This is a genomic window from Rhizobium pantanalense (genome assembly GCF_030182525.1).
GTDB lineage: Bacteria > Pseudomonadota > Alphaproteobacteria > Rhizobiales > Rhizobiaceae > Rhizobium.
In genome coordinates, this window is the sequence record NZ_JAQJCH010000008.1 from 79867 (window position 1) to 95357 (window position 15491).

General features: G+C 57.1%; 19 protein-coding genes. 6 read left to right on the forward strand and 13 right to left on the reverse strand.

The annotated features are described in order from the left end of the window. Positions 1-11: 11 nt before the first annotated feature. Complete coding sequence (gene budC / locus PH558_RS20740) at positions 12-776, reverse strand: meso-2,3-butanediol dehydrogenase (protein ID WP_285206240.1); 765 nt, start codon at positions 774-776, stop codon at positions 12-14. Between the two features lie 195 nt (positions 777-971). On the opposite strand from budC, the gene PH558_RS20745 reads away from it, so the two are divergent. The 5 genes from PH558_RS20745 (at position 972) to PH558_RS20765 (ending at position 4298) form a co-directional block, all read left to right on the forward strand. Next, entirely contained in the window at positions 972-1826 is an 855-nt protein-coding gene (locus PH558_RS20745; protein WP_483314170.1) for an SDR family oxidoreductase, read from the forward strand. Positions 1827-1973: 147 nt separating this feature from the next. Then, positions 1974-2156 carry a hypothetical protein gene (locus PH558_RS20750; RefSeq protein WP_285206241.1) on the forward strand — a complete coding sequence of 61 codons (183 nt, stop codon included), beginning with the start codon at positions 1974-1976 and terminating at the stop codon, positions 2154-2156. Between the two features lie 10 nt (positions 2157-2166). Then, a complete protein-coding gene (locus PH558_RS20755; protein ID WP_095438688.1) occupies positions 2167-2373 on the forward strand; it encodes a hypothetical protein in 207 nt (68 codons plus the stop codon). Positions 2374-2508: 135 nt separating this feature from the next. Continuing rightward, positions 2509-2958, forward strand: coding sequence for a DUF2231 domain-containing protein (locus tag PH558_RS20760; RefSeq protein ID WP_285206242.1), 450 nt, complete (start codon positions 2509-2511; stop codon positions 2956-2958). Further along, positions 2955-4298, forward strand: coding sequence for a PQQ-dependent sugar dehydrogenase (locus tag PH558_RS20765; protein WP_095438690.1), 1344 nt, complete (start codon positions 2955-2957; stop codon positions 4296-4298). The genes PH558_RS20760 and PH558_RS20765 overlap by 4 nt, the downstream gene beginning before the upstream one ends. A gap of 172 nt (positions 4299-4470) precedes the next feature. On the opposite strand, the gene rpsU is transcribed toward PH558_RS20765, so the two are convergent. The 12 genes from rpsU to PH558_RS20825 all read right to left on the reverse strand — a co-directional run bounded on the left by rpsU (position 4471) and on the right by PH558_RS20825 (position 14282). Next, positions 4471-4674, reverse strand: coding sequence for a 30S ribosomal protein S21 (gene rpsU / locus PH558_RS20770; RefSeq protein WP_095438691.1), 204 nt, complete (start codon positions 4672-4674; stop codon positions 4471-4473). Positions 4675-4710: 36 nt separating this feature from the next. After that, the gene (locus PH558_RS20775; RefSeq protein WP_285206243.1) at positions 4711-4866 is read right to left on the reverse strand and encodes a hypothetical protein; all 156 of its coding nucleotides are present in this window, start codon (positions 4864-4866) and stop codon (positions 4711-4713) included. 245 nt (positions 4867-5111) lie between these two features. Continuing rightward, positions 5112-5642: a BON domain-containing protein gene (locus tag PH558_RS20780; protein WP_244575454.1), complete on the reverse strand. Its 531-nt coding sequence runs from the start codon at positions 5640-5642 to the stop codon at positions 5112-5114. 50 nt (positions 5643-5692) lie between these two features. Then, positions 5693-5842: a hypothetical protein gene (locus PH558_RS20785; RefSeq protein WP_095438695.1), complete on the reverse strand. Its 150-nt coding sequence runs from the start codon at positions 5840-5842 to the stop codon at positions 5693-5695. Positions 5843-6062: 220 nt separating this feature from the next. Beyond that, positions 6063-6476, reverse strand: a complete 414-nt coding sequence (locus PH558_RS20790; protein WP_162751380.1) for a curlin — start codon at positions 6474-6476, stop codon at positions 6063-6065. Between the two features lie 229 nt (positions 6477-6705). Continuing rightward, positions 6706-7104: a curli-like amyloid fiber formation chaperone CsgH gene (gene csgH / locus PH558_RS20795; protein WP_285206244.1), complete on the reverse strand. Its 399-nt coding sequence runs from the start codon at positions 7102-7104 to the stop codon at positions 6706-6708. A 64-nt stretch (positions 7105-7168) separates the two neighbouring features. Continuing rightward, positions 7169-7606 (reverse strand): curlin, encoded by a 438-nt coding sequence (locus tag PH558_RS20800; RefSeq protein ID WP_095438698.1) that lies wholly within the window; start codon positions 7604-7606, stop codon positions 7169-7171. Between the two features lie 273 nt (positions 7607-7879). Beyond that, positions 7880-8860 (reverse strand): ABC transporter ATP-binding protein, encoded by a 981-nt coding sequence (locus PH558_RS20805; protein ID WP_113406987.1) that lies wholly within the window; start codon positions 8858-8860, stop codon positions 7880-7882. 3 nt (positions 8861-8863) lie between these two features. Then, positions 8864-9688, reverse strand: a complete 825-nt coding sequence (locus tag PH558_RS20810; RefSeq protein WP_285206245.1) for a carbohydrate ABC transporter permease — start codon at positions 9686-9688, stop codon at positions 8864-8866. After that, positions 9685-10548, reverse strand: a complete 864-nt coding sequence (locus PH558_RS20815; protein WP_285206246.1) for a carbohydrate ABC transporter permease — start codon at positions 10546-10548, stop codon at positions 9685-9687. The genes PH558_RS20810 and PH558_RS20815 overlap by 4 nt, the downstream gene beginning before the upstream one ends. Positions 10549-10604: 56 nt before the next feature. Beyond that, positions 10605-11876, reverse strand: a complete 1272-nt coding sequence (locus PH558_RS20820; RefSeq protein WP_483314176.1) for an ABC transporter substrate-binding protein — start codon at positions 11874-11876, stop codon at positions 10605-10607. Positions 11877-11948: 72 nt separating this feature from the next. Continuing rightward, positions 11949-14282, reverse strand: a complete 2334-nt coding sequence (locus tag PH558_RS20825; protein ID WP_285206248.1) for an alpha-L-rhamnosidase — start codon at positions 14280-14282, stop codon at positions 11949-11951. Positions 14283-14419: 137 nt separating this feature from the next. On the opposite strand from PH558_RS20825, the gene PH558_RS20830 reads away from it, so the two are divergent. After that, on the forward strand, positions 14420-15442 hold the full coding sequence (locus tag PH558_RS20830) for a LacI family DNA-binding transcriptional regulator (protein ID WP_285206249.1): 1023 nt from the start codon (positions 14420-14422) through the stop codon (positions 15440-15442). Positions 15443-15491: the final 49 nt, after the last annotated feature.

Genomic DNA, 15491 nt, shown 5'->3' on the forward strand with positions numbered 1-15491 from the left:
TCGTCTCCCTTTCAATCCTGTGCCGGTTGGCCGTTGGAGGCGGACACGCCACCATCGACGGCGATATTGGCGCCGGTCACGAAGCTTGCATCGTCGCTTGCCAGAAAGGCGATGACGGCAGCGACCTCTTCCGGCTCGCAGACACGACCGAGTGGAATGCGTTCCTTGAATTTGGCAACGAGGGCTTCATCCTTGAGCATGTCTTCCGTCATGCCGGTGCGCGTGAGGCTCGGGCATACGGCATTGACGCGAATTCCCTTTCGGCCGAGATCGAGCGCCAGGGCGCGGGTCAGATTGACGATGGCGCCCTTGGCGGCGTTGTAGGGGCTCATACCCCAATCGCCACCGGTGCCGGAGACAGAGGCAGTATTGATGATCGACCCTTTGGTCTTTTCAAGATGCGGGATGGCCGCGCGACAACCGAAAAACACGCCGTCCAAATCGGTCGCCATGACATTGCGCCATTGCTCGTCGGAAATATCAGCGGGCTCGCCACCCTCATGAATGCCAGCGTTGTTGACGATGACATCAAGGCGACCGAACCGTTCCACCACCGCCGAAACCATCGCAGCAACCGCCGAAGATGCCGATACATCCACCACCTGCTTGAGGCTGCGTTCGGTTGGCAAATCTGCAACGACTTTTTCCAGCGCTTCTGTGCGGCGATCGACCAGGGCGACATTGGCGCCTTCTTTGGAAAAGCGCCGTGCCGTCGCCTCTCCCATTCCCGATGCAGCGCCTGTTACAATGACGACCTTTTCTTCGAAGCGATGCATCGGGCTATCCTTTCAAAATCGGTGAAACGGGATCTATCGAAACGTAGCTTTCGATAGGAACCATTACCGGACTTGAATGTTCCTGCATGCATCCCGCGGATACTGGATGCATCCCACGGATAATGTGCCGCGGATGGAACCGAAAGCGAGTGAGGAGGTTTGGAGTGACAATGCAATCATTACCGGAAGAGCATCATGACACATCCACGACCACCATTTCCCCCGCAGCAGCAGCCCATGCCCGGCTATACCGCTGCCATGCATCCCGCGCCCGATCATGGGGAGGCGACCTATCGCGGATCGGGAAAGCTTAATGGCAAAAAGGCTGTCATCACCGGCGGCGACAGCGGCATTGGCCGGGCTGTCGCAATCGCCTTTGCCCGCGAGGGCGCTGATGTTCTGATCGCCTATCTAAGCGAAGATGACGATGCTTACGAAACCAGAAAATGGGTTGAGGAGGCCGGTCGCAAAGCGGTATTGATGGCCGGCGATATTCAGGATCCCAAACAGTGTCGTGATATCATCGACAAGGCCGTCGCCGAACTCGGTGGGATCGATATTCTTGTCAACAATGCTGCGCATCAGGCGAGCTTTCAAAATATCGGCGATATCAGTGACGAGGAATGGGAATTGACCTTCAAGGTCAATATCCATGCCATGTTCTATCTGGCGAAGGCGGCCGTACCGCACATGAAGCCGGGCAGTGCCATCATCAATACGGCGTCCATCAACTCGGACACTCCAAACCCGACATTGCTTGCCTATGCCACCACCAAAGGGGCCATCCAGAATTTTACAGCAGGGCTGGCGCAATTGCTCGCGGAAAAAGGCATTCGCGCCAATGCCGTCGCGCCCGGACCTATTTGGACGCCATTGATCCCTTCGACGATGGCGTCGAAAGCGGTCGAGAATTTCGGAAAGCAAGTACCGATGAAGCGGCCAGGTCAACCGGCTGAACTGGCAACTGCCTACGTCATGCTTGCCGATCCGCTCTCCAGCTATGTTTCCGGCACGACCATCGCGGTCACCGGGGGCAAGCCTCTCCTTTGACTTCGGCGCATTTGCGCGACATGTCCTCGGATGGCGCTCATTCTCGGAACATTCTGGGCTGAAGTTGGTTGGGTCCCGGCGGCCAATGTCGGAAAGGCCGCCACATAATCGCCGTAGCTTCTGGCAACGCAATGACAGGAGGAGATGATGAGCAGTAAACCACCACCGGTTCCTGAGGAAAATCGAAGCGACAAAGGTGTTGGTGACCACGCCAGACCATCGATATCCGACCCCCATAAGCCTGATATGACAGTAGATCCCGACAAGAAAGGCCAGCAGGGAAATAGCCGGATCAATACCAGTCACCAGGGGCATCAACAGGATCGATAGGGAGGTGCCAATGTCCACATCGACCAAAACACCGGCTAGTATTCGCCAAGGCGGCCCAGGAGCATCCCATGAAAATGCCAAGGCGCCCTTGAACATTCCAAAGCCGCCGGCCGAGCCCGATAAGCGGGATCGCAGCAAGGTTTCCGGCGGCGGCGGCGAACGAGATCGCCATCATAGCCACGATCCCAAGCGGAAAGGTGGCCACGCGGCAAGTTGAGGCTGAATTTCCGCTCGCGTCGAAAAGCCGAGCGGAAAGCCCAATGCAGTTCTTGATACCCCTAAATGTTCGCCTGGAACAAAACAAATCGATAAATGTTTGGCCGGTGCTCTCAGGAATATTGGAGACACCGCCATGGTCGCTCAAGACCTTCACGCTGCACCCCCTCTTCCGCCCCGCCCCCTTCACTCGCTCCTCATTCCAATCCCGATGGTTTGCTTCCTTGGCACATTGGCAACGGATCTGGCCTATTGGGGAACCGCCGAAATGATGTGGGCGGATGCTTCTGCATGGCTGCTTGCGGTTGGCTTGCTGTTCGGTTTGCTTGCTGTCATTGCCATGATAATCGATGCACTCGGCAGGCGCCTTTCCTCGATGCGCGGACCAGTCTGGCTATATTCGATCTGTAACGCTCTTATCCTCGTCTCGTCATTCTTCAACGCGCTTGTGCATAGCCGGGATGCATGGACTTCCGTCGTTCCGACCGGGCTTATCCTTTCATCCGTGGTGGTCGTTCTCCTCCTTCTTAGCGGCTGGATAAGGCGGGCATCGATCTATCGCAGAGGTCCGGGAGTTGAGAGATGAAGATCAGTGTTAGTAAATTGACCGCGCCGTCGTCCCTTGCCGCACTTATCTGCGGCACGATCTTCATCCTCTCCGGGTGCAGTCAGAGCGAAGAGGATCCGAAGGATCAGGTCGGACCAAATCCGACACTGCCGGCCCAGACACAATATCTGCTCCCACCAATGCATGTCGCCAAGGTGATCGGCTGGCAAAACGGTGACAAACCGAAGGTTGCGGAAGGGTTGCAAATAAAGGCGTTCGCGACAGGGCTGAAGCACCCGCGTTCGGTTTACGTGCTGCCGAATGGCGATGTTCTTGCTGTGGAATCTGTTGCGCCGCCTGCGGCATCGATCAAGCGTCCCAAGGACCTGATCATGGGCTGGATCGAGTCGATGGCGACATCTGCCGGCAACAATGAAGGAAGCAACCGTATAACCTTGTTGCGTGATGCCGATGGGGATGGGGTTGCGGAAACGAAGAGCGTTTTTCTCGATCATCTCGCCTCCCCTTTCGGTGTCGCACTTGTCGGTAGCGACCTTTATGTCGCAGAGACGGACAAGATCATGCGTTATCCATACAAGACGGGAGAGACGAGCATCCCCGATCCGGGAACGAAACTTACCGATTTGCCGGGCGGACCCATCGATCACCATTGGACCAAGAGTCTTGTGGCGAGCCCCGATGGGTCGCTGCTTTATGTCGGTGTCGGGTCGAACAGCAATATCACGGAAAACGGCATACAGGCTGAAATGGGCCGCGCCTCCATCTGGGAGGTCGATAGGGGAACGGGGCGTCATCGCATCTTCGCGGATGGATTGAGAAATCCGAATGGTCTTTCCTGGGAGCCGCAAACGCACGCTCTCTGGGCAGTCGTCAACGAGCGCGACGAACTAGGTCCCAATCTCGTGCCGGACTATATGACTTCGGTGAAGGAGGGCGGCTTCTATGGTTGGCCGTATAGCTATTTTGGCAAGAATATCGATCCCAGGGTCATGCCGCAAAGACCAGACCTTGTGGCGAAGGCAATCGTTCCGGATTACGCGCTGAGTTCGCACGTGGCGCCCCTTGGGATGGTCTTCTATACCGGTACCAGTTTGCCAGAAGCGTATCGCGGCGGTGCCTTCGTCGGCGAGCATGGGAGTTGGAATCGACACCAATTCAACGGCTACAAGGTGGTCTTCGTCCCATTCGCAGACGGTCGGCCCAAAGGCCTTCCGCAAGATGTTGTGACCGGCTTCTTGAATGGCGACAACGAGGCGAGGGGGCGGCCGGTAGGTTTGGCGGTCGACAAGCCTGGCGCCTTGCTAATTGCTGATGACGTCGGCAATACGGTTTGGCGCGTCAGCTCGGCAGCGCCGTAAACCTTTACCGACGCCGTCGAAAAAGCGGTGCTTGGCCCGCGTTCCGTGCCATGCCGGCGGATCGAGAGGCGCCTTGAAGCGCCAGCATAGTCGCGGTCATCATGGCAAAGCCGCCCCGAACGAGATCAACTTGAGCGTTCATCCGATTTCATCTCGGATCTGACTGGCCTAATCAGCCGCCATCGCGCTTCATTCTTTTCCGCATGGCTTTGCGATGTCTGCTGATGGCTTGCGCTTTTTCCCGAATACGCCGTTGGGATGGCTTTTCGTAGGCCCGTCGTTCCTTCATTTCCCGGAACAAGCCTTCACGCTGCATCTTTCGTTTCAGAACACGGATTGCTTGTTCGATATTGTTGTCTCTTACCAGGACCTGCATTTTGTTCTCCTCACTATTGGTGATGAATGGCAGCCGTCAGCCGAGTTGCTCGGCGATCAGCTTCTGAAGCTCCTCGCGGGTGAGCAAACAGGGATAGGGTTTCCAGTTCTTGTCTGGGAGCTGGTTGATGGGTTGATCGCATTCGCGCGGTTTCACCGCCGCGAGCGCGTCGATTGTGTTTGATTTTTTCAATAAAATCTCCTGCGCTGGCCATTAAGTCAGCGCTCATGTCAATGGATGATGGAAGCGCCCGTCACGTCACCGGACGGAGGGCAAAGAAGGGGCCGCTTAATGGGTCGGGCGATTAAAGCCTGGACCCGCCATTGCAATGCAACGGACGAGCGGAACCGCATATCTCATGGCCGTAAATGGGTATCGAATCGCGATGTTGCAAGGGGACAACATCTCCCGAATGTCAGGGCAGCGGAGGCCGCGTATCACGCATCTGGGGGAATATGGGAATCGACACCGGTTGTTTTCAGGTTGTTGCGAACCTTGACGACACCAGGCGTAGACAGTCCAAGCGCTTCCGCCTGTTCGGCAGCCGCCTGCGTTTCGACACTGCCTTCCAATGTTACGATACCGCCATCGGCATGAACCTCGATGCTGTCCGCATCGATTTCTTTGCTCTCGATGAACCGTTCGGTAATCGCCGCTTCCAGTTCATCGTTATCGATGCGGCTGGGTGGCAATGGCCCCATCGTGTGGGCCGTGTCTTCCTCAAGCCCGTTCGTGTCTGCGTTATCTCCAATCAGGCCAGATGGGGTATCTTCGTCAAAATTCGCTGGAGTGGTGCCGTATTCTCGATTTTCAGGTTCGGTCGAACCCAATGCGCTTTCGTCGGAATATGGCCAGCCTTCGCGGGTGTCGCGATCCTGATAGTCGCGATAATCCTCTTCTCGCGACAGCGATTTCTTCTTTCGAAACTGTGTCATAGCCAATCTCCTTCGCTCCAACTCAAGAAACAAAATCAGCTCGGATTCTGCTTCTCGGGTGCCTATCCGGCTTCGCCGATCCACTAGTGGTGCTTGAAATACTGCACTTCGCGCTCATGCTTTTCGGCCGCCTCGCGGGTCTTGAATGTCCCGAGATTCTTGCGCTTGTGTGTCTTCGGATCGAGCTTGCGTGAGTAGAGACGATATTCGCCCGATTTCAGTTTGCGGATCATGACGGCTTCTCCTTTGCTATGGATATAACCCTTGTCGGCAGCCCTGGTTCCGATCGTACCAAGCCGCGATCAAGCCCATCTGAAACGAGAGAATGTCTTTTCCTTCGACTGTATCGAGAAAGGAAATCATTCCGTGCGCCGTTCGCCGGCGCTTTCACTTTCCGCCAAACTACGCGAAGATTTGTCGCTTGGGATCGCCTCCGGGATGGCCGTGCACGCCTTACCAGCCGTAGCTGAAGGTAGCGCCACTACCATTATCCCCATCCTGCACCACGTCGGTTTCAGTATTTCGTCCATACTGGAAAATGCCATAGGCATTGTTGTCGCCGTTCTGCCGTAAGGTTGCGGAATGACCATTGCCCTGCTGCTGGATGAAGCCGAGATTGCCCCGGCCGGCCTGAGCGATGCCAGCCGCGTTACCCCGGCCCAGCTGCCGGATGTCGGCGTCTTTCAGGCCGCGGTAGAGCGAATAGACGCGCAGTCCGGCCGAGAAAAGATCTGCATCCTCAGCATTATCAGGCACAAGGTTGAACGAGATCCGGCCACCCGCATAGGCTGGCGCGGACAAGGCGGCCTGCCCCAGGCTCCCGGCAAGAAGAGTGACAGTAAGGATCTTAAACACGTTGCGGGTCATCCTGATCTCCATTGGCCGGCTACCTTAGCCGATGATCAACTCTCGCACCTTTAAGCTGAACCCAGTCGGAATTGCCCGTTCAGTTGTCGTTCAGTCGTCTGGAATTGTGTTAAACCAAAGAGACAGAGCGGTTCGGAGGCTCCGTGAAAACCGCTCTAAACCTGATCGAAAGCAAAAGGGCGCCAGGAGCCGGCGCCCTTTAAAGGGATTTGCAGAGTTTGGAGGCCGATTAGTTGTCGCTGACCTGCTTCGAGCAGCTGAAACTCTTATCTCCGATCACAATATCCAGCGTTGCCTTGTATGCGGTTCCTTTGGAGCCGAGCGAGACGGAGCTGAGGATTGCGGCATGCCCCACTGTGGCATCAAAATCGCCACTCTGGTTGATCGTGGAACTTCCACCGTCTCCCGATTTTTTGACGCGAAACGTGTAGGTCCCGCCGACATGCGTGTCGGCGTGGACGAGCGCATCCAGTCTCACCATACCTGCTCCAGGCGTTGCTTTGATTTCGCAAAGCCCCGCATCGTCAGATTGGTTGGCAGTCGTCATGGCCGCAACGGCGCCGACGGGAAGCAGGACCAGCGCGAGGATCGTCATCAGACGGCGTGGATGTTTGATGCTATTTGGCATGAGTCATCTCCCCAAATGGTCTGCTGTTGCGTTTCTGACTGCTTTCAGGTTATCGCGCAGCTGCTTACGGGCAGGCTTGGACGAAAGCCGCGACATTGCCGTTGCCACCCTGGCTCACATTGGCGCTGCAGCCATGGCCGACCTGGACGCCAGCCGCGATGTTGCCATTGCCGTCCTGGGTAAGGATGGTCGTATGGTTGGAGCCAAACTGGCCGATGCCGGCTATGTTGCGGTTACCGTTCTGATAGGTGGCGCCGTAATTGTCATTGCCTTCCTGACCGACAGCCGAAAGGTTGTGGCGACCATATTGATGGCCGACAATATGGTTGTAGCCGCCGTTCTGGTAGGTCCTGATGCGGTTTGCATACCCTTCCTGCGCACCACCGGCGGAGTTCGACCAGCCATATTGTTCGATACGCACATCGTTGGCCATGACGGGGGCTGCGGCGGTGAGGCCGACGAGAGCGACGAGTGCGGTTGCAATGAAAGACGTGCGGATCATGACTGTGTCTCCTCAGGCGGATAAGACCGCGGTTGAACGTCTTTCTTTTAGACGCCGCCTTTGGAACAGAAGCTGAAAGCGCCATTCAGCCCGGGTTCATTCGCCGAGATCGGTGCCAGCCGCGCAGAAATGGCAGGCTGGCATAGAAATGGAGTCTTTGATTGCCGTTATTGCGCAAAGAAGCGAATGAACTGCAACCGCCGCCTTACATTGGCGCAGCACTATGACCTTCGAACCAAGGCCGCCTTGGATCAAGATCAATGTGGCTCGCTGCTATGAAAATCTGTGTTCCTTTCCGGTCAAAGGCGTGGCGAACAAAGCCTCGCCAATCTGGATCGGCCGATCGCCGTCGGTGCGTGCGACAAGCGATATCAGTTCGGGGACATCAAGATGAACGACCGTGTCGGCGCCGAGCCGCTCGATATGGCGCACGCGCCCCTGCCATTTTCCTTCGGTTGTCGAAAGTGCGATATGTTCCGGCCGGATTCCGTAGGTCCCACACCCCTCTCTGGCAGCGACTTCACCTTCAAACAGGTTCATCTTCGGGGATCCGATGAAACCCGCGACGAAAGGCGTGACCGGGTTATGATAAAGGTCCATCGGCCTTCCGATCTGTTCGATCCGGCCACCGTTGAGCACGACGATCTTGTCCGCCATGGTCATGGCCTCCACCTGGTCATGGGTGACATAGATCATCGTTGCCCCGAGCTTGGCATGGAGTTCGGTCAGTTCTATCCGCATCTGCGACCGCAAGGATGCGTCGAGATTGGAGAGGGGTTCGTCGAACAGGAAGACCTTTGGATTGCGAATGATCGCCCGGCCGATCGCGACGCGTTGCCGTTGACCGCCGGAGAGCGCCTTCGGCTTTCGATCCAGCAGATGCGACAGCTGGAGAATATCGGCCGTCTGCCGAACCTTTTCCTGAATCTCGGCCTTGGGGCGCTTTGCGAGCGAAAGACCGAAGCCGATGTTTTCGCTGACCGTCAGATGCGGATAGAGCGCGTAGGACTGAAACACCATCGCGATGCCGCGCTCCGAAGGCTCGGCGTCCGTCACGTCCTTGCCGTCGATGGAGATCCTGCCCGAGGTCGAGGTTTCCAATCCCGCGATCATGCGCAGAAGGGTGGATTTTCCGCAGCCGGAGGGGCCGACGAAGACACAGAATTCCCCGGCTTCGACGGTCAGATCGACACCATTCATCACGGTCAAACTGCCGAAATCCTTGCGGATATTTTGAAGAACGACACTTGTCATGGCTCATCCTTTCACTGCGCCGGCCGTCATGCCTGCCACGATCTGCCTGTTGAAGAACACGAAGACGATGAGCGGCGGGATCGTCACCAACAGAATATTCATGAACAGAAGATTATACTGCGTTTGAAACTGTCCCTGGAAATTATAGAGTGTCAGCTGCACCGTTACGTTTTCCCTGCCAGGCAGGTAATAAAGAGGGTTCGTGAAGTCGTTGAAGATGGCGATCGACTGCACGACGATGATGGTCACGGTCACGGGCTTCAGCAATGGCAGCACGACTCGAAAGAAGATCTGCAGCGGCTTTGCTCCATCGATGATCGCCGCCTCATCGAGATCTCGCGGGATTGTCGCGATGAAGCTACGAAACATGAGGACGGTAAAGGCAAGACCATAGGCAACCTGAATAAGTATCATTCCCGTTATGGACTTGAACAGACCGATCGACTGTAAAACCCAAATGGTTGGTACAACGGCGGGAGGGATCATGAGGCCGGCGAGAACACTGCCGTATATAATTCTATTCCAGCCGGATGGGCGACGCTGCAAGATATAGCCGACCATGGCACCGAGTAGAACGAGGAGTGAAACGGCGGTGACAGTGATGATGGTCGAATTGAAATATGCCAGTAGAAGCATGTAATTGCGGGTTTGAATAACCTCGATGAAATTCTGCAACAGGCGCCATTCCTGAGGCAAGGTAAAAGTCAATGACGCGGCATCCTGCTTTGTTTTGGCAGCGGTTATGAAGATGAACAGGAAGGGCAAGACGAATATCAAGCTACAGGCAATCAGAGACGCTATGCCGATATAAAGCTGACGGCGGGTCAAAGATCCACCTCCTTGCGGTTAAACCAGGCTGTTATCGGCAGAATGATTGCACCGATGAGGATGAACAAGATGACATTTCCGGCTGTCGACAGACCATAAAATCCGGCCTGGTACTGCTTGTAGATAACGCTTGCCAATACATCCGAGGAGAAACCAGGCCCACCGCGCGTCATTGCCCAGATCAGATCGAAGCTGCGCAACCCACCGATCAATGACAAGGTAACGACGGTAATCGTTGCTGGTTTTACCAGCGGAACTGTGACACGGAAAAACATCTGACGGCGTGTCGCACCGTCGATCCTGGCGGCTTCATAATAATCGGGGCTGATCGAGGCGAGACCGGCGATATAGATTACGGTTGCGAGACCAATGCCCTTCCAGAGGTCGACGAAGACAATCGAATAGAGCGCCAGCGCGGGATCCGTCAGCCAGCCGGGTCCGTGAATGCCCATGGCAGCGAGCGTGACGTTGATCAGGCCACGGGTCGGATGCATCAATACGGAAAACGTGATGCCGACGCCGATCGTCGATACGAGAACCGGAAAGAAGATCACGGTGCGCAGCAGGCCCTGCGCCCAGATGCCCGAAGTCAAAAGAACCGCCAGCAGCAGACCCAGGATCGTCTTTGTAACAGAGGTCGTAACCGCATAGATGATCGTGTTGATCAGGCCCTGGATCAGAAATGGTTCCCGGAAGAACTGGCGATAATTGTCCAGGCCGATGAATTGGGTGGTGAAGAGATCCCAGCGCGTCAGGCTGAACCAGAAGGAAGCGGCAGTCGGCACCAGGAAGAGAGCCGTGAATATCACGGCTGCCGGCAGGACGAACCAATAGGGATAGGGTGATTTACGTGTGGCCATGGAGCTACCTTGGACCTCCACCCGGGCCGATGCCGGGCGGAGGATCGGCTGGAAGGTTACCAGTTGGGCAGCCCAAGTTGCTTGGCCTGCTTTTCGACATCCTGATCATAGAGCACTGCGGCGTCCTTGGCGGAGCGAATTCCGGTCCCGACTTCGACGGTGATCTGCTCCAGGGCAGGCCCTTTGACCGGGGAGAGGAACTCCAATGCCGGCGTCGCATGCCCCTCCGTCTCGAAATAGGGCAACATGTCGGAAACGACGGGCGGAATATCCTTCGGCAGTTCGCATCCCCTAACGAGATAGGGGCCGGAGGAAACTACCTTGGCCATCAGGTCGCAGGCTTCCTTGGAGCCGACCCAATCGACGAATTTCTTGGCCTCCTCGACATGTTCCGATTTCGCGGAGACATAGAGTGCGGCAGGCATCCAGACGGTGAGACCGTTCTTGGCCGCATCTGCTCCGGGGAGTGCAAAGAAGCCGAGGTCTTTCAGATTGTCCGGAAAATTCTGCTGTATGTTTCCAATGCCGAAAGTGAGGTTTGGATAGTGCGCGGCCTCGCCCGTGGCGACCATGCGCATGCCGTCGTCGAAGGTTGCCGCGCCGAAATCGGCGTTGAAAAATCCGCCTTTTGCGACCTCTTCCAGATGTTCGAACCCTCGCAGGGCAGCGGGCGTATCGGCGTATTTCTGCTTGTTGGCGGTGTAGTTGGCGGCAAAATCCGGGATCTCCGCCTGGACATTGTGGAAATCGGCGAGCACGAAAAGCTGCGAAGTCCAGGTCGTGCCGTAGGTCTGTGCGATCGCCACCTTGCCGGCCGCCTTGATCTTCTGGTTGTTGGCCATGAAATCCGCCCAGGTCTTGGGCGGTGTAAGGCCGAGCTCGGCATAGATCTTGCGATTGTAGAAGATGCCGCCACCCATGGCCGGGCCGAACGGGATGCCGCGAACGCGGCCATCCGGACCTGTGACGACCCTCTTGAAACTGTCGAGGATTCCGGCTTCAGAGGCGAGGTCGCTGAGGTCAGCCATTGTCTGCTCCGGCTTCAATGCCTGGAACAGCGAGCCGGCATTGTATTGAAAAATATCGGCCATTTCCCCGGTCGCCAGGCGCGTTTTGATGATGTTGTCGCCTTCCGATCCGCCGGCACGCTGTTCGACATCGAAGCTCACATCCGGATGCTTTTCCATATAGGCCTTAGAGACGGCATCGAATGACGCGATGGATTCGGGGTTGGTGTCGATCAGGACGCTGAGCGTCACGTCGGCATGCGCGACACCCGCCGTCAGCGACATTGAAATTGCGGCGAGGATGCACTTCATCATTCTCATAGTCATTTCCTCCTCCTGAAGACCGGAATGAATTGAGCTGCCTGCTTGCGGGATGAGATGCCGCAAGCTGTATCAGATGGCAAAGCTGATCGTATGTTCCCCCTTGCTCAGTTTGAGTTCCCTGCCTGGTTCGATCTCGGCGCCATCCACCGTCAACGATTTTCTATTCTGTCCCGCTGCCAGGCGGGCCGTTATTCCTTCCGGCAGCAACAGACGGCATGTGACGGTTTCTCCCTTGACCGTCCATCCAGCCTCTATGCGTCCGAACCGCGTGTCATGCCAGGCCGAGACCGGCGACAGCGCCGGCAGGATGGTGGGATCGAACGAGATTTCTTCGAAGCCAGGCGCTTCCTCCAGCGGCTTGATCCCGGCGACGTCCTCGAAAAGCCATTGGCACACGGCGCCATAGGCATAGTGATTGTAGCTGTTCATATCAGGGTCGTAGATCGTGCCGTCTTCGGCAAGCGCGTCCCATCGCTCCCATATCGATGTCGCACCTTGATCGACCTGGTATAGCCAGCCTGGAACCTTGCGATTGAGAAACATCTTTTCGGCAAGGTCATGCATTCCGAGCCGCGTGAGAGCCGGAAGCAGCGCGGGGGTCCCTATGAAGCCCGTACCGATGACGCCGTCGGTTTCTTCGGACACGCGCCGGAAATAGGTACGCGCAGCCTCTTCATGCTCTGGCGGAACAAGGCCGTATAGAAAGGCCAGCGCCCATGATGTCTGATCGTTGTGCGCAATACGGCCTGATGGCGTAAAGAATTCGGTCGCGAAGGCGGCCCGGATCTCTTCCGTGCGAGCTTCCAGGCGCTCCGCCTCGCCACGGTCATCAAGGATGCGGGCGATCTTTGCCGTCAACTGGGTCGAAATGAAATGATAGAGGGTCGCTGCGCAATCATCGGCGATTGTGGGTCGCGGTTTACGATTATCACCAACGGGCTGCAGCCAGTCGCCGAAGGTGAAGCCATTCACTCCCCAGACGGCCGGAGGGCGAATGATCGGTCCATTGGAAATGCCCCACAAATAGTCCAGCCAGCGCTGCATGGCCGGGAAGCATTCCCTAAGCACGGCTGTATCGCCATAGTGGAGGTAAAGCTGCCAGGGGATGATGACGATGGCGTCCCCCCAGCCGGTCGATCCAGCCCAGTCGCCACGGCTATCGATCGGGTGAAGCCGTGTCGGGTCCGGTGAAAAATGCGAGATTGCCCCATTGGCGCGTTGATCATGCATGACATCGCGGAGGAATTTCCGCAGGAAGGATTGGCTGTCCGCCAGCCAGCACGCCGTCCCGGCGAAGACCTGCGCATCGCCGGTCCAGCCCAATCGTTCATCGCGCTGCGGGCAGTCTGTCGGCACCTCGATGAAGTTGGAGCGCTGCGACCAGATGGTGTTTTCGACCAGGCGGTTGACCGCCGCGACGCCGCAGTTGAAACCACCGGCCGCCACGGGTACGGATGATATCGGGACCATGGCGATGCCGACCAGTTCCGCCTGGCCAGTGATGTGGACGCGCGCATAGCGGAAGCCCATGAAGGTGAAGAGCGGCGCGTAGACCTCTTCTCCTTCGCCGGCGAGCGTATAGATCAGCTCGGCGCGTGCGCTGCGATAGTTGCGATTGTCGAAAAATCGCCCCGGACCGAGCACTTCGGAATGTTCGATACGGAGCTTGGCGCCTTTCTCACCTTTCACGCGGATGCGGATATAGGCGCCGGCATTCTGGCCAAAATCATAGACGCTGCTGCCGTCGCCCTCGATCCAGCTGTCGATCGGTGTGTGCTCGGGGAGTTCCTTGACGGGGTTCGTCTCGTGCGGAATGAGCAATCCCTTGTCAAAGGCGAGAACGTCGACGCCATGGCTGTCGTATGGCGCAATGCGGGCGTCGTAATCCTCTCCATAGTAGATGCCGTTGCGGGTGACCGGCGTGAAACCGCTCTTCCAGCTGTCGTCGGTCTTCAAGAGCAGCACGCCGTCGGCATTCAGCTCCGCAATTGCTGCCGCCCGTTCGCCCCAGCAATTGAAGACCGGATTAAGCGCCCACATCAGCTGGCTGCGGTACCATCCATCCCCGAGCCAGATCTCGATGCGGTTCTCGCCGGTGCGCAGATGCGCAGCAACGTCGTAGGTCTGGTAGGCAATCCGGTCATCATAGCAGGTCCAGCCCGGCGTGAGCAGATCGTCGCCCACGCGCCGACCGTTGACGAAAGCGCGATAGAGTCCCAGCGCAGAAATAGTCAGCGTCGCTTCGGTTGGCAGCTTTTCCAGCGTGAATTGCCGGGAGACGAATGTCCCTGCGGTTCCCTGGCCGGCATCGCAAGCCGGCGCGATCATCGATGCAGCAAATTGGACTGTGGAATCGACACGGGTCTTGGCCACGGCGGCGCCGTGGTCTGAGCGAATTGTCATTGCTTGCCTCCTCAGCCGCCTGTCCTCCGGCGGGATACGATTTTGTGTATCGTTCTATGTATATCATTCTACACAATCGATTGCGGCGCAAGAGTTTTGTGCCTATAATTTGCCAGGATAGGGGAATGAGACAGTTTATGACGAAAAATCAGATCGTTAACGCGGCGCAGGAGAGGGTGACCATCCGGCATGTGGCAGAAGATGCAGGTGTATCTGTTGCGGCGGTATCGAAAGTCTTGCGCAATGCTTATGGCGTCAGCGACGGTCTGAGAGGCAGGGTCGAAGCCTCGATCGAAAAGCTTCGCTATCGCCCATCGGTTGCGGCGCGAGCGATGCGTGGACGGACGCAGACCGTTGGTGTTTTGGTGATCGAGCTATCGAACCCGTTCCTTCCAGGTGTCATCGAAGAGGCCAATGCCGCTCTGTCGGAAAACGGCTTCAAGGCATTGATCGGCATTGGGCGTTCCGCGAGCTCGATCGAAGCGTCAATGATCGAATCGATGATCGACAACCGGATGGATGGCGTCGTCATCATCGCCCCGCGCATATCCGGCAAGGTTCTGGAGCGCTATGCGCGGCAGATTCCGATCGTGGTCATCGCGCATCACGAGCCGCATGCCGAAACCTATGACACCGTCAATTCGGACGATCGACGAGGCGGATATATGGCTGTCCAGGCCGCGCTGCATGCAGGCTATCGGGATATCGCCATGCTGAGCTATGACCTCCTGGATTCGCCGGCGACCATCGTTGCCGTACAGCGCGAAGAGGGCTATCTCGATGCCATGAAGCAGGCCGGGCTTGAGGGGCGCATCATCCGGCTGCCGCCGGTCGCTGTCGATCGCGAGCAGGCCATCCGGAATTTCCTCGATTCAAAGGACCGGCCGCGCGCAGTTTTCGTATGGTCCGATCTCGATGCCGTCCCCTTGATCAATGCGGCGCGGACAAGCTCAATCAGGGTTCCTGAAGATCTTGCGATCATCGGCTACGACAACTCTCCGATGGCCGCCATACCGCTCGTCGGCCTGACGAGCGTCGATCAAAATCAGATGCAACTCGGGCGGACGGCTGTGGAGGTGCTGCTCAGCAGGATCGATGGCCGGCGCGATGCCAGACATCTGTTGATCGAACCCCGCGTGGAATTGCGCGGCAGCACTTGAGGGCCGGAACGGCCAGGAATGACGCCACGGCGTCGAGGACGAAAACTTG

Coding starts and splice junctions, on each gene's coding strand:
- budC (WP_285206240.1), bottom strand. CDS start 776: ATGCATCGCTTCGAAGAAAAGGTCGTCATTGTAACAGGCGCTGCATCG.
- PH558_RS20745 (WP_483314170.1), top strand. CDS start 972: ATGACACATCCACGACCACCATTTCCCCCGCAGCAGCAGCCCATGCCC.
- PH558_RS20750 (WP_285206241.1), top strand. CDS start 1,974: ATGAGCAGTAAACCACCACCGGTTCCTGAGGAAAATCGAAGCGACAAA.
- PH558_RS20755 (WP_095438688.1), top strand. CDS start 2,167: ATGTCCACATCGACCAAAACACCGGCTAGTATTCGCCAAGGCGGCCCA.
- PH558_RS20760 (WP_285206242.1), top strand. CDS start 2,509: ATGGTCGCTCAAGACCTTCACGCTGCACCCCCTCTTCCGCCCCGCCCC.
- PH558_RS20765 (WP_095438690.1), top strand. CDS start 2,955: ATGAAGATCAGTGTTAGTAAATTGACCGCGCCGTCGTCCCTTGCCGCA.
- rpsU (WP_095438691.1), bottom strand. CDS start 4,674: ATGCAGGTCCTGGTAAGAGACAACAATATCGAACAAGCAATCCGTGTT.
- PH558_RS20785 (WP_095438695.1), bottom strand. CDS start 5,842: ATGATCCGCAAACTGAAATCGGGCGAATATCGTCTCTACTCACGCAAG.
- PH558_RS20790 (WP_162751380.1), bottom strand. CDS start 6,476: ATGACCCGCAACGTGTTTAAGATCCTTACTGTCACTCTTCTTGCCGGG.
- csgH (WP_285206244.1), bottom strand. CDS start 7,104: ATGCCAAATAGCATCAAACATCCACGCCGTCTGATGACGATCCTCGCG.
- PH558_RS20800 (WP_095438698.1), bottom strand. CDS start 7,606: ATGATCCGCACGTCTTTCATTGCAACCGCACTCGTCGCTCTCGTCGGC.
- PH558_RS20805 (WP_113406987.1), bottom strand. CDS start 8,860: ATGACAAGTGTCGTTCTTCAAAATATCCGCAAGGATTTCGGCAGTTTG.
- PH558_RS20815 (WP_285206246.1), bottom strand. CDS start 10,548: ATGGCCACACGTAAATCACCCTATCCCTATTGGTTCGTCCTGCCGGCA.
- PH558_RS20820 (WP_483314176.1), bottom strand. CDS start 11,876: ATGAGAATGATGAAGTGCATCCTCGCCGCAATTTCAATGTCGCTGACG.
- PH558_RS20825 (WP_285206248.1), bottom strand. CDS start 14,282: ATGACAATTCGCTCAGACCACGGCGCCGCCGTGGCCAAGACCCGTGTC.
- PH558_RS20830 (WP_285206249.1), top strand. CDS start 14,420: ATGACGAAAAATCAGATCGTTAACGCGGCGCAGGAGAGGGTGACCATC.